The organism is Pseudoalteromonas sp. XMcav2-N (assembly GCF_024124545.1).
Taxonomy (GTDB): Bacteria; Pseudomonadota; Gammaproteobacteria; order Enterobacterales; family Alteromonadaceae; genus Pseudoalteromonas.
Window position 1 is genome coordinate 61415 of the sequence record NZ_JAMXSF010000009.1, and the last position, 12293, is coordinate 73707.

Annotated in this window: 13 protein-coding genes and 1 other RNA gene; 10 read left to right on the forward strand and 4 right to left on the reverse strand. The window is 49.3% G+C overall.

What is annotated here, in order from left to right:
• Nucleotides 1-139 precede the first annotated feature (139 nt).
• The 5 genes from petA to NH568_RS13275 all read left to right on the forward strand — a co-directional run bounded on the left by petA (nucleotide 140) and on the right by NH568_RS13275 (nucleotide 3959).
• Nucleotides 140-730, forward strand: a complete 591-nt coding sequence (gene petA / locus NH568_RS13255) for a ubiquinol-cytochrome c reductase iron-sulfur subunit (protein ID WP_054014295.1) — start codon at nucleotides 140-142, stop codon at nucleotides 728-730.
• Nucleotides 730-2022, forward strand: a complete 1293-nt coding sequence (locus NH568_RS13260) for a cytochrome b N-terminal domain-containing protein (RefSeq protein WP_138546526.1) — start codon at nucleotides 730-732, stop codon at nucleotides 2020-2022. Before petA ends, NH568_RS13260 begins: the two co-directional genes overlap by 1 nt.
• The gene (locus NH568_RS13265; RefSeq protein ID WP_054014297.1) at nucleotides 2019-2756 is read left to right on the forward strand and encodes a cytochrome c1; all 738 of its coding nucleotides are present in this window, start codon (nucleotides 2019-2021) and stop codon (nucleotides 2754-2756) included. The genes NH568_RS13260 and NH568_RS13265 overlap by 4 nt, the downstream gene beginning before the upstream one ends.
• A 127-nt stretch (nucleotides 2757-2883) precedes the next feature.
• Entirely contained in the window at nucleotides 2884-3510 is a 627-nt protein-coding gene (gene sspA, locus NH568_RS13270; RefSeq protein ID WP_010386598.1) for a stringent starvation protein SspA, read from the forward strand.
• Nucleotides 3510-3959 carry a ClpXP protease specificity-enhancing factor gene (locus NH568_RS13275; protein ID WP_253048076.1) on the forward strand — a complete coding sequence of 150 codons (450 nt, stop codon included), beginning with the start codon at nucleotides 3510-3512 and terminating at the stop codon, nucleotides 3957-3959. The genes sspA and NH568_RS13275 overlap by 1 nt, the downstream gene beginning before the upstream one ends.
• A 50-nt stretch (nucleotides 3960-4009) precedes the next feature.
• On the opposite strand, the gene dolP is transcribed toward NH568_RS13275, so the two are convergent.
• Genes dolP through NH568_RS13295 form a run of 4 tightly spaced genes read right to left on the reverse strand, consistent with a single transcriptional unit; the run spans nucleotide 4010 to nucleotide 7427 of the window.
• Nucleotides 4010-4576 carry a division/outer membrane stress-associated lipid-binding lipoprotein gene (gene dolP / locus NH568_RS13280; protein ID WP_054014300.1) on the reverse strand — a complete coding sequence of 189 codons (567 nt, stop codon included), beginning with the start codon at nucleotides 4574-4576 and terminating at the stop codon, nucleotides 4010-4012.
• Nucleotides 4577-4579: 3 nt separating this feature from the next.
• On the reverse strand, nucleotides 4580-5164 hold the full coding sequence (locus NH568_RS13285; RefSeq protein ID WP_138550180.1) for an SIS domain-containing protein: 585 nt from the start codon (nucleotides 5162-5164) through the stop codon (nucleotides 4580-4582).
• A gap of 1 nt (nucleotide 5165) precedes the next feature.
• The gene (locus NH568_RS13290; protein ID WP_138550179.1) at nucleotides 5166-5531 is read right to left on the reverse strand and encodes a YraN family protein; all 366 of its coding nucleotides are present in this window, start codon (nucleotides 5529-5531) and stop codon (nucleotides 5166-5168) included.
• A gap of 3 nt (nucleotides 5532-5534) precedes the next feature.
• The gene (locus NH568_RS13295; RefSeq protein ID WP_253048077.1) at nucleotides 5535-7427 is read right to left on the reverse strand and encodes a penicillin-binding protein activator; all 1893 of its coding nucleotides are present in this window, start codon (nucleotides 7425-7427) and stop codon (nucleotides 5535-5537) included.
• Nucleotides 7428-7490: 63 nt separating this feature from the next.
• Here NH568_RS13295 and rsmI point away from each other — a divergent pair, with 63 nt between their 5' ends.
• From rsmI to secF, 5 genes are all read left to right on the forward strand, one after another.
• A complete protein-coding gene (gene rsmI / locus NH568_RS13300; RefSeq protein WP_253048078.1) occupies nucleotides 7491-8354 on the forward strand; it encodes a 16S rRNA (cytidine(1402)-2'-O)-methyltransferase in 864 nt (287 codons plus the stop codon).
• Nucleotides 8355-8404: 50 nt separating this feature from the next.
• An RNA gene (gene rnpB, locus NH568_RS13305) (RNase P RNA component class A) lies at nucleotides 8405-8787 on the forward strand.
• Nucleotides 8788-8999: 212 nt separating this feature from the next.
• Nucleotides 9000-9452, forward strand: a complete 453-nt coding sequence (locus NH568_RS13310; protein WP_253048079.1) for a hypothetical protein — start codon at nucleotides 9000-9002, stop codon at nucleotides 9450-9452.
• Between the two features lie 114 nt (nucleotides 9453-9566).
• Nucleotides 9567-11381, forward strand: coding sequence for a protein translocase subunit SecD (secD, locus tag NH568_RS13315; RefSeq protein ID WP_253048080.1), 1815 nt, complete (start codon nucleotides 9567-9569; stop codon nucleotides 11379-11381).
• 1 nt (nucleotide 11382) lies between these two features.
• Nucleotides 11383-12285: a protein translocase subunit SecF gene (gene secF / locus NH568_RS13320; protein WP_253048081.1), complete on the forward strand. Its 903-nt coding sequence runs from the start codon at nucleotides 11383-11385 to the stop codon at nucleotides 12283-12285.
• Nucleotides 12286-12293 lie beyond the last annotated feature (8 nt).

The window sequence follows — 12293 nt, forward strand, 5'->3', positions numbered from 1 at the left end:
GGCATGGTGCTGGAATAACCTTGTTTTAATCAAGGGATTTATTTATGATCGCGTCTATTTTGTAGTTTCTTAAAATTAACCTGCTGTAACTGATGTTCTCAATATAGCAAGTGTTGAGAATCATAGTGGAGATAAGTGGATGAGCAATGCGCCTGTAGACAACAGCCGACGTCGCTTCTTAACTATCGCTACCTCTGTCGTAGGTGGCGTTGGTGCGGTTGGAGCTGCTGTTCCTTTTATTGCGTCTTGGAATCCGAGTGAGCGAGCTAAATCTGCAGGTGCGCCTGTAGAAGTAGATATCAGCAAGCTTGAGCCTGGACAATTGATTCGTGTTGAGTGGCGAGGCAAACCTGTATGGGTTGTTTATCGTACGCCTGCGATGTTGGATGAAATGAAAAAACACGAAGGTAACCTTCGTGATCCTAACTCAGAAGAGCCACAACAGCTCGACTCTGCCAAAAACTCTCACCGTTCTAAGCGTCCTGAGATTTTTGTCGCAGTCGGTATTTGTACTCACTTAGGTTGTTCTCCGTCATTCCTCAATGGTGGTTTTGGTGAAAAGGTTGAAGGTACTGAACATGGTTTCTTCTGTCCTTGTCACGGTTCTAAGTTCGACATGGCCGGCCGGGTATTCCAGGCTGTACCAGCTCCGTTGAACCTGGAGATCCCGCCTTATACCTTTATTGACGACACTACCATTTTGGTAGGTGAAGAAGAAGGGGTTGCATAATGACTGCGAAGGTTGATAAACCAGGCGCAATCGGCGCTGTGATGAACTGGATTGACGATCGTATTCCTATGACGCGTGTCTGGAATATGCATATCGCGCAATACCCAGCACCTAAAAACTTTAACTTCTGGTACCTGTTTGGCTCGCTTGCCATTCTGGTATTGGTTAACCAGATCCTGACTGGTATCTGGCTGACAATGAACTATGTTCCTTCAGGCGAAGGCGCATTTGCTTCAATTGAATACATCATGCGTGATGTAGAGTACGGTTGGTTACTTCGTTATTTGCATTCGACCGGTGCGTCGGCATTCTTCATTGTGGTTTATTTGCACATGTTCCGTGGCATGATCTATGGCTCCTACCAGAAGCCACGTGAACTGCTGTGGGTTTTCGGTATGTTGATCTTCCTGGCATTGATGGCTGAAGCGTTCATGGGTTACTTACTGCCTTGGGGTCAGATGTCATTCTGGGGTGCACAGGTAATCATTTCATTGTTTGGTGCAATCCCGGTGATTGGTGATGACCTGACACTGTGGATCCGTGGTGACTACGTAATCTCAGGTGCAACCCTGAACCGTTTCTTTGCTCTGCACGTAATTGCATTGCCTCTGGTACTGGTTATTCTGGTATTCCTGCACATTGTTGCGCTACACGAAGTGGGTTCAAACAACCCTGACGGTATCGACATCAAACGTAAGAAAGGCACGGTTGCTGAAGAAGACAAGCCTAAATTTAAATTCCATGAGTACTACACGAGTAAGAAAGACATCGTTGATGCGATCCCTTTCCACCCGTATTACACCGTTAAAGATATTCTGGGTGTGGCTGGCTTCTTAATCCTGTTCTGTTGGGTGGTATTCTTTATGCCTGAAATGAACGGTTTCTTCTTAGAAGCGCCTAACTTTGAAGCGGCTAACCCGCTGAAAACACCAGAGCATATTTTCCCGGTTTGGTACTTCACACCTTTCTACGCCATCTTGCGTGCAATCCCTGACAAGTTGATGGGGGTTATTGCGATGGGTGTGTCTATCGTGATGCTGGCACTGCTGCCTTGGTTAGACCGTGGTAAGGTTCGTTCAATCCGCTACCGTAGTGGTATCCACAAGCTGAACATTGCTCAGTTCGTTGTTACCTTCTTCATTTTGGGTTGGGCTGGTGCAACACCACAAACTGTGACTTCAACAATCTTGTCACAGATTTGTACGGTAACCTACTTCATGTTCTTCGTATTACTGTTTGTGTACTCGAAGAATGAAAATACTAAGCCATTGCCAACGAGGTTGACGAAATGATGAAAAAGCTACTGATTGGTTTATTCGCATTGCTGCCTACCTTTGCAATGGCAGCCGGTCCGTCGGTTCCTTTACTGGAAGCGAACCATGACCTGACTGATAATGCGTCTTTGCAACGCGGTGCTAAGTTGTTCATGAACTACTGCCTGGGTTGTCACCAGATGCAGTATCAGCGTTATGAGCGTACGTTCCGCGATATCGGTATCCCGGTTGAGATTGGTAAAGAGACGCTGATTTTTGATGACTCAAAAGTCGGTGGCCACATTCTTAACGCGATGGACACTGATGACGCTGCAAAATGGTTTGGTGCTGCGCCACCAGACCTGACTCTGGTTGCACGTGTACGTGGTGCTGACTGGGTATATACTTACCTGAAGTCGTTCTACGTTGACGAAAGCCGTCCGTTTGGTGTAAATAACTCAGTGTTCCCACTGGTTGGTATGCCACACGTTCTGCAGGAGTTGCAAGGTGTGCCTACTGCAGAGTTCGAAGAAGTAGAAGAGCACGGTGTAAAAGTTCAGAAAGTGAAAAGCATCACAACAGATGGCTCAGGTGAGCTAAGCGCGGATGAGTATGATCAGGCGGTTCGTGACCTGACTAACTTCCTGGCTTATGTTGGTGAACCTTCACGCCTTCAATCAGAAGCGATGGGTATCAAAGTACTTGGCTTCCTGGTTATCTTCTTCATTCTGGCATTCCTGCTGAAGAAAGAATACTGGAGAGATGTCCATTAATCTGGACACTTACCAGCAATTGATGCAATAGGGGCTTAAGCCCCTATTGCTGTTTTTATCGATTTTATTACATAAAATTGGTATTAAAGTGATGTTATTACTTTGTCATTAATTTATGGAGGTAGGCATGGCCGTTGCTGCCAATAAGCGCCCTGTTATGACTCTTTTCTCCGGTGCAAACTGTATGTACAGCCATCAGGTTCGTATCGTATTGGCCGAGAAAGGGGTAAGTGTCGATATTCATCTGGCCGAAAAGGACAACTTGCCAGAGGCACTACATGAGATTAACCCTTATGGTACAGTTCCCACTCTGATCGACAGAGAGTTAGGTCTGTATCAGGCAAATATCATAATGGAATACTTAGATGAGCGTTTCCCTCATCCTCCATTAATGCCTGTCTACCCTGTTATGCGTGGTCGCAGTCGTCTGATGATGCACCGTATTGAAACTGATTGGTACAGCCTGGCGGAAAAAATTGCGCAAGGTGGTGCTGATGCTGAGCAAGCGCGTAAAGAGCTGACAGAAGCGTTACTTGCGATTGCGCCTATCTTTAGCGAAGCGCCTTACTTCATGAGTGAAGAGTTCAGCCTGGTTGATTGTTATCTGGCTCCACTGTTGTGGCGTTTACCACAGCTTGGCATTGACTTGTCAGGTGCAGGTGCAAAAGAGCTGAAAGAATACATGCTGCGTTTATTTGAACGTGATTCATTCCAGGCTTCATTGACCGAAGCTGAGCGAGAGATCCGCAGCTAATGACTTCAAATCGCCCCTACCTATTACGTGCTTTCTATGACTGGATTGTTGATAACCAGTGTACACCGCATATCGTGGTTGATGCTGAGTATCCGGCGGTTGAGGTACCACGTCAGTTTGTTCAGCAGGGGCAGATTGTGCTGAATGTGAGTCCTTCAGCAGCTGCTAACTTTTTAATGGACAATGACGCACTGAGCTTCAATGCGCGTTTCTCTGGTCAGCCTATGCAGGTATATGTACCGATTGGTGCAGTATTGGCCATCTATGCGCGTGAAAATGGTGAAGGTACGATCTTCTCCGAGCCGGATTTACCGCAAGATGATGAGGCTTCAGAAGAACACGCTCAGACTCAAGAAGTGATGACTGAGGAGCCTGTTGAAGCCCCTTCAACAGAGAAAGAAACGTCTGAAAAGACGAAAAAGCCCTCGCATCTGAGAGTGATAAAGTAGCACGTCAAACAACAAAAAAACCTGCCCTCTGGCAGGTTTTTTTATACCTATTATAAGATTTCGAAGGCTTTAACGACTTTAAGCACGCCATGGACATTGCGCGCAATTTCAACCGCGCGATTCGCTTCATCCTGATTGACCAGGCCCATCAGAAAGACTTCACTGTTCTCAGTCACCACCTTAATATTGCCACCATCGATGTGATCGTCTGCAATCAATTTGGTTTTAACTTTGGTGGTCAGCCAGCTGTCGTTAGTTTGTGTGGTGATACCGATATTGCTACCGATCCGAAGCTGGTTGTATATGCGTTTAATGCCTTGAACACTCTGCAGGGTATTGTGTGCCTGTTGTTTCATTTCTGTGGTGCTCACCTGGCCTACCATCAGCACATGGCCGTTGACACTCACCAGGCTTATATTGGCATGGTTTGCCAGAGCAGGAATACGCTTTAGCGCAAGCGTCCCTTTAATTTCGATATTATTATCATCGATTTGTGAACCTAATGTGCGTCTGTCATTAGCTGAAGTCACGGCACCAGCCGTTCCCGCGACTACTGCGGCGGCACAGCCTTGGATCAGCAGTACGGAGCAAAGTATCAGTGCAGGTCGTTTTAACATCTTTTATGCGTCCTGTGGAAAGAGAATATTATCGATTAACTGGCTCAGGCAGTGTACGGTAAACAGGTGGGTTTCAAGAATGCGGCTCGCTCGCTTGCTGGGTACGCGTATTTCTACATCATTTGGCCCCAGCAGGCCAGTCAGCTCTCCGCCATCATCCCCAATCAAGGCGATGACATTCAGGTCATTCGTCAAAGCAGCTTCCACGGCGCTGATCACACTTTTCTCGTGCCCATCGATGGCAACCACAAAAAGCAGGTCATTTTGATTGGAAATAGCACGAACCTGACGGGCAAAATAGTCATAGCCCTGGCTTTCTTCAGTGTTGCTGAGGTTGATCTGGGTCTGGCTCAGGGTTAGTGCTGGCAGGCAAGGACGTTCAGTTTCAAAGTAATTGACCAGCAGGTTGCTAAAGTGATCGGCAATCATGTGGCAGCTTGGCACACCACAACAGATCAGTTTATTGCCGTTAATCAGGCACTGTGCAATGGCATAAGCCGTTGACTCTAATACTTCAGGCAGCGCTTCACCTGCGGCAATTTGTGCCTGAATGCTTTCGGTAAAGATCTCTTTTATTGATTCTTGCATACTAAGTAATATTTCTAATCCATTGGATATCTGGGTTCTTATCGCCTTGAATTGCTACAAAGTCTATTCGCAAAGGGACATTGTGCAACGCAGATTGTTGCAGGTAATTATATATACTGCGACGTAATTTTTGTAACTTACTTTGACTCAAAGCCTGCAGTGCACCACCAAAACCACCACCTCGGCGAAATTTTACCTCAACAAAGACCCAGGTATCACCATCTTTCATGATCAGGTCGATTTCGCCATATCGGCAGAGATAATTGCGAGTTATGCTCTTAAGACCTTGCTTATGTAAGAAAGTTTCAGCAACCCTTTCATAATGTTGGCCTTTTTCTCGGCTGTGATTGAATAGGTTGCCAAACATGACTTATTGCTGCGCCTGATAGTCATCATACAGCTGTTTCATAAACAGCGGGGTCGGTGCTCTTTGATCCAGACTTACCAGCCTGATTTGTTTCTTGTGATATTGCGCCCAGCTCAATTGACGGCTGATCCGGTTTGCCGCTTTGATTGTGAGTGCGCCGGTCAGGCCATCAAACTCTTTACCGGGGATTTTGCTCAGCTGTTTAACTTCCGGGATCAAATTGAGCGCATCATAGGCCATGGCAAACAGGCGCTGTTCGATGTCGGATTGTTCAGGCCACAACTGGGTGTGTTGTTCGCGCAAGCTTTGCGACTTAATCGCGCCTGGTAACATCCAGGGGACTTCAGTGAAGAATAGCCCATCGAGATCCCCTTTATCTGTCTTGTCTATCTGTTTGCTGTAACTGCGAGAACTGGCATAAAGCGGAATACGATCGGCAAAGGTGCTGACATTTACGTCCAGGTAAGGTTTAAGCAATCGGGTCTCGATGGCATCACCCAGAATGTAAATGGCATCTATATCACGACGTGAGCGCGTTTCGCTTTCCAGTTCGCGTCTGAACATACGTTTTATGGTCGCTATCCGTTGCTTTGAGCTATCAACTTCGAGCAGCTGGCGAACCACCTGGGCCATGTTTTCACTGTCCGAGTACAGCCCGACTTCAGGCTGGGTCCCACTGTATCTTTGCCATTGTGTCTCGAAATGATTGATCAAGCGTTTACCAGACGCCGTATCGGGTGCCAGTAGCATCGGTTTTTGATAGCCCTTAGCCAAAAAGTGCACCATTGCTTGTTCTACTTCGTGCTCGGGATCCAATGCAAAGTAATAGTGGTTGGGGTTGTCTGGCTGTGTTTCACCATCAAGCGTATTGAGGAACAGGGCCGGCGTTGTAGTCAAATAGGTACTGGCGGTGAGCTTCTCAACATTACTTTTCAGTAACGGGCCAATCACGAAATCGGCCTGGCTCTGCTGCAGCTCCCTGTCTATTTGTGCTACATCTAGTGTTTCATCAATAAAGAAGATCTCTTCGATCCGGTTATTGTCCATGGCGGCTAAAAATCCATTTTTCAGGGCTCTGCCAAGGCGCTCACTGCTTCCCGAGGCAGGTAATAAAACTGCTAGTCGAGTCACTTCGTATGGAGCCAGGTCCAGTGTGGCTTTCACTTTCGTCGGAATAATTTCACTACCCGGGTGATTGGTATAGCGACGTTGCCAGTTATTCAGCGCCTGATGAAGCTGCACCGTCGACCCCAGGTAGATTTGATGATATTTGGCCAGTTTAACCCAGCCTTGTTGTACGACTGTTCCGCGATCAAATCGCTCTAACGCGTATGAAGACAGCTGTTGTAGTGCCTGCCAGATATCCTGATTCAGCCCGGCAATGTTTAACTGATGTTTGTTGGCCAGGTCTGCACTGTTGAAGTAATGGACCAGGGCTTTTTTGGGAAGCTGTTGAGCGGCATACACACTCCCCATCAGATACTGATGCCAGGCCTGATGCTCTGGCAGTTTTAATTTACTTTCTAAGGTTTGTAATAAGGCCAGCGCACTGCTGTATTTTTGCTGTTGCTGTCGGGCCAATGCGGTATAAAGCTTGTTTTGTACATGGTCGACACTGGCCTTACTTTCGAGTTCACTACAGGCCTGTTCCAGAATGGGCCAGTTTTGCTCCTCAATGGCAGCCTGTCTTGCCAGATACAGCAACTGAATTTTGCTTGCGCCTTGTTTACGATTGGCTTTATCAAACAAGCCCTGTGCATCCAGTTGTTCGGCTGGTGCGGTGGTGGTTGCCGCTAATGTCTGTTTGTCTTGTGTTGATGGCGTTTTAGGGGTTGTGCCACAGGCCGATAACCCCGACAATACCGCAATCACTAGACTTATATTTTTCAGTCGCACTCGCAAACCTTTACTCATACCTTTTGTTTGTGGATATCTTACTGACTGACCCTGGAGAGCTCAATGACAAATGCCGAAATCTCAGACAAAATTGGCACCCTGTATATCGTTGCCACACCCATAGGCAATTTAGAAGACATCAGTGAACGTGCGCTGAAAGTGCTGGCAGAAGTCGACTTAGTGGCTGCTGAGGACACGCGTCACACAGGTAAATTATTGAGCCACTTCAGCATAAAAGCAAAAACCTTTGCGCTGCACGACCACAACGAAAAACAAAAGGCGCAGCAGATCCTGACTTGGCTGGAGCAGGGCATGGACATCGCGCTGGTATCCGATGCCGGCACGCCGCTTATTAGCGATCCAGGCTATGCGGTGGTAAACTTATGTCGTGAAGCCGGCGCGCAGGTTACCCCTGTGCCGGGTGCCTGTGCCGCAATTGCCGCGGTGAGCTGCTCAGGGTTACCAACCGACCGCTTTCAGTTTATCGGTTTTACACCGGCTAAAAGTCAGGCCCGTCAGAGTTTCTTTAAAGAGGCACACGAGTCCGGCATCACCAGCATTATGTACGAAAGCACCCACCGTATTATGGCCAGCCTGGCTGACTTACAAACGGCACTGGGTGAGCAGCAGCAGGTGGTGTTCGCCAAAGAGCTGACCAAAACCTATGAAACCTTTTTCAGTGGGCCTGTCTGTGAGCTAATCGCGTTTCTTGAAAGCGAACCCGAACGCCAGCGTGGTGAGCTGGTGCTGATGCTGCCGGGTAAAATTCAGGTGAGCAGCGAAATGACGCCGGAAGCGAAACAATTGATCGGCTTGCTGGAAGGGGAAATGCCGCTGAAAAAAGCCTGTGGTATTGCCGCTGAGTACTTCGGATTGAAGAAAAACGCCCTGTATAAAGCCATCATCGCCGAGCGTGAAGGGGAATAAACGCAAATTAATGCTGCGTTTTACGCTAAAGGTGCGTATAATCGCCCGCCTGAGTCAGCCGGATAATCGCTGCCTGTGACGAAAATGATCAGGGGGAGGAAAGTCCGGGCTCCATTGGGCAGGGTGCCAGCTAACGGCTGGGGGGCGTGAGCCTACGACAAGTGCAGCAGAGAGAAGACCGCCTAAGTTCTTCGGAACCGGTAAGGGTGAAAGGGTGCGGTAAGAGCGCACCGGGCCACTGGTAACAGTTGGTTGCAAGGTAAACTCCACCCGGAGCAAGACCAAATAGGGTTCCATCTTTTTAAAAAGAACGTGTGGCCCGCACGGGAACCGGGTAGGTTGCTCGAGCTTGGGAGCGATCCCAAGCCTAGACGAATGATTATCGATCTCCCTCGGGAGAGAACAGAACCCGGCTTACAGGCTGACTCACCCCATTTTAATTCCAGCGCTTAACAAGTTGAGCGCTGGAACTTATTTCTTGAATGCATATCTATTCTTTTCACCCTGCAGATAAGCAAACTATTTAGCCTTGCAGGTATTGAAAAACCGTTTCGCCGTCTATATCTTCACCACATGAAATGTGAGACATTTGCCAAAATACTGCGGTGTTTAGTGCCGTTTTTGCTGTTATGTACGCTACTGAATATGGGTAGTCGTGATGCCGTGGCCGCAGATTGGCAAACTCAACCCGTCTCTGTGGTTGTGTTGTCACAGGCCGCGAGTACCGAGCCACATACAGAACCAGACGCTAATGATCTCTGGCATAAGGTCACTGACACCGCACTGATAAAGCATTTGCCTGCACCTGTTACTGAGGTGTCGCATTCACAACCGGCAAGCTATCCCGCGCAACTGCCGTCACAGAACCGTTTAACGCATCCTAGTTACTTTCTGCATCCGGACCAGCAGCCGGATTATGATCTACTCTATGTCTTTGCCGACCCCGACTTGTACCGGGTGAGCCAGCAATATATTCATCAACCTTTGACGCGACCCTGGCATCAGTGTGCGACTCGTGCTCGCACGGGGCTGATCAATGACTGTCAGCCCGCCAACTTAACCTATCGAGCAAGACTGACTTATCAGCTGAGCGCCTGATCTCACCACACAAACCGACCGCAAGATTCGGTCGGATTACAACACGTTTTATCAGGTAAATAGCGAGAGTGTGAGCGGCCAAATGAGGCAGCTCACCGTTAAGTGAGTCAAATTATGAATAGAAGAACGAACGCTGCGGGTACGGCCTGGCCGGCGCGGCTTAAACGTCTGCTGGTGGTAGCCGTGATCCTGGTGCTGGGTCTGTGTGCTATGCCCAACTTATATCAAAACACCACCCAACTCAGTATCCGTACACTAACATCAGAGCCGGCAGCACCCGGCCCGGACCAGCTTGTGCAGTTGCTGCAAAGTCGCGGCTTTACTGTGGCTGACATAGAGTCGGGCGAACCGACTTTAGTCACATTAACTCCACAAACTGCCTCCGCTGCAGCACAAGAGGTATTGGCTGAGGCACTGCGCGGGCAGGCTTCGGTAACCGTGGTTGAACAAGCTACTGCACCTTACTGGCTGCAACGACTGGGCCTGTCTCCCATTAAACTGGGTCTTGATTTGAACGGTGGTGTACTGTTCGTGCTGAAAGTCGACACAGAGAAAGCATTGGAAAAGCGCATGGAAAACATTGCGCTGGAGGCCAAAGCGCTGCGGATCCGCGACAAGTTAAAGGGGGTGCGTGTTGAGCGCAGTTTGGTGTACGGTCTTGAGTTGGTGGCACTTCCTCAGGGAGAGGCGGCCTTGCATCAGTTACAGTCGGCATTACTGGAGCAGTTTCAGCACCTGAGTGTCAGTACACACCAACAAGGCAGCTTATTGCGTGCCACCTTAAGCTACGATGAAACCGGCAAGGCGGCTTTTGAAAAACAAACTATGACACAGGCGCTGACGACGTTGCGCTCTCGGATTGAAGAGCTGGGTATTACAGAAGCTGTAACGCAGCGTCAGGGGGCGAATTATATTCGCATTGAACTACCCGGTGTGCAGGATCCGGCGGCAGCAAAGCGGATCATCGGTGCTACGGCACAGTTGTCTTTTCACGCCTTGCAGGAATTCGGTGGCAAGCGGGTGAAGGCTGAACATGGCATGGTGGGGTTAGATCCACGAGCCATCTTTACCGGGGCCGATATCGACTCGGCACAGGCTGGACGGGACGAATACGGAAAGCCTCTGGTTCAGTTGTTTCTATCATCCCGGGGCGGCGATAAAATGCTGCGTTTTTCCCGCACGCATGTGGGTCAGCCTATGGCGACTATGTACAGTGAGTACATTGCCGACAGCCGGGGAGAGATCCGCGAAAGCAGTCAGGTGATCTCAGTGGCTACCATCCAGCAGGTACTGGGGCAGCGCTTCAGTATAACCAATTTAGGGTCGTGGCAAAAAGCGCAGGATCTGGCACTGTTACTGCGGGCAGGCTCCTTAGACGCGCCCCTGACCATAGTAACCGAGCGCACCATAGGACCGAGTTTGGGTGAGCAGAACATCAGCAGCGGCTTTGCGGCACTGGCACTGGGCCTGTCACTGACGCTGGGTTTTATGTTGCTGTGGTATCGTAAACTGGGCGTTATTGCCTGCGTGGCGCTGGTGGCAAATCTGGTGTGTTTAGTCGGTCTGATGTCTTTGTTACCCGGCGTAGTGCTAACCTTGCCGGGGATTGCGGGACTGGTCCTGACCATTGGCATGGCAGTCGATACCAATGTGATTATCTTTGAGCGGATCAAAGAAGAAAGGCGCAAGGGAAGCAGTATACGCGTGGCGTTACAACGTGGCTATCAGCAAGCGCAAAGTAGCATCATAGATGCCAATCTGACTACCATGATCACTGCATTGGTATTAATGTCCATTGGCTATGGCCCGGTTAAGGGCTTTGCCATCACCCTGGCACTGGGGATTATGACCAGTATGTTTTGCGGTGTGGTGGTCTCCGGGCAACTGTCTCAGTGGTTCTATCGAACCAAACCGGTAAAAGGAGCCTGATATGCGCGATTTATGGCAAACACTTCGAACCTCAGGCTTACTGCTGAGTCTGATTGCGATGATACTCAGTTGTGTGCTTATCAGTCAGCGTGGTCTTGAGCTCGGACAGGATTTTACAGGTGGCTATGTCACAGAATTCCAGCTTGCTCAGGATATACCCGATGATGAATTACAACACCAACTGGCACCTCATGTGAGTGGAGAGTTTCGTTTATCTGCTCAGGGGGCACTTCACTGGCAAGTATTCCAGTCGCCACACAATGACAGCCCGACGCCGCTTAACTGGCACACTCAGTTACCCGACAACCTGGGGGTGGAGATCCTCGACAGCCGTTTTGTGGGTGCCCAGATTGGTGCTGAACTCATTGAGCAGGGCGGCCTGGCATTACTTGTTAGCGTATTGGCCGTAGGCCTGTATTTGATTGTTCGGTTTGAGTGGCGCCTGGCTGTGTCGGCAAGTCTGGCCTTGCTGCACGACGTGTTGATTACACTGGGCTGGTTTGCATTCACCGGCATGGAGTTTGATCTGACGGTGCTGGCCGCTTTGCTGGCTATCATTGGTTACTCACTGAATGATTCTATTGTGATTGGCGACAAAGTCCGGGAGTTGGTGCGTGCCAGGGGAGATTGCAAGGTCGGCGACACCATCAATGCGGCACTTAGCAGTACACTGGGCAGAACCATCATTACTTCTTCAACCACGCTGACAACCATAGCAGCATTATGGTGGCTCGGTGGGGCCAGTTTGCAGGGATTTGCGAGTGCCTTGTTTATCGGTGTTGCGGTGGGAACCTGGTCTTCTATTTTTGTCAGTGCCACTTTACCGCAGTGGCTGGGCCTGAGTCATCGTAATTATCAGCGTTCGTTGAGCGAAGAAGAACAGCAGCAGCTGGCAGAGCCTTAAAAAGCGTG

Excerpts from the sequence above, each read along its gene's own strand:
- petA (WP_054014295.1), top strand. The coding sequence starts at position 140 with ATGAGCAATGCGCCTGTAGACAACAGCCGACGTCGCTTCTTAACTATC.
- NH568_RS13260 (WP_138546526.1), top strand. The coding sequence starts at position 730 with ATGACTGCGAAGGTTGATAAACCAGGCGCAATCGGCGCTGTGATGAAC.
- NH568_RS13265 (WP_054014297.1), top strand. The coding sequence starts at position 2,019 with ATGATGAAAAAGCTACTGATTGGTTTATTCGCATTGCTGCCTACCTTT.
- sspA (WP_010386598.1), top strand. The coding sequence starts at position 2,884 with ATGGCCGTTGCTGCCAATAAGCGCCCTGTTATGACTCTTTTCTCCGGT.
- NH568_RS13275 (WP_253048076.1), top strand. The coding sequence starts at position 3,510 with ATGACTTCAAATCGCCCCTACCTATTACGTGCTTTCTATGACTGGATT.
- dolP (WP_054014300.1), bottom strand. The coding sequence starts at position 4,576 with ATGTTAAAACGACCTGCACTGATACTTTGCTCCGTACTGCTGATCCAA.
- NH568_RS13285 (WP_138550180.1), bottom strand. The coding sequence starts at position 5,164 with ATGCAAGAATCAATAAAAGAGATCTTTACCGAAAGCATTCAGGCACAA.
- NH568_RS13290 (WP_138550179.1), bottom strand. The coding sequence starts at position 5,531 with ATGTTTGGCAACCTATTCAATCACAGCCGAGAAAAAGGCCAACATTAT.
- rsmI (WP_253048078.1), top strand. The coding sequence starts at position 7,491 with ATGACAAATGCCGAAATCTCAGACAAAATTGGCACCCTGTATATCGTT.
- NH568_RS13310 (WP_253048079.1), top strand. The coding sequence starts at position 9,000 with ATGGGTAGTCGTGATGCCGTGGCCGCAGATTGGCAAACTCAACCCGTC.
- secD (WP_253048080.1), top strand. The coding sequence starts at position 9,567 with ATGAATAGAAGAACGAACGCTGCGGGTACGGCCTGGCCGGCGCGGCTT.
- secF (WP_253048081.1), top strand. The coding sequence starts at position 11,383 with ATGCGCGATTTATGGCAAACACTTCGAACCTCAGGCTTACTGCTGAGT.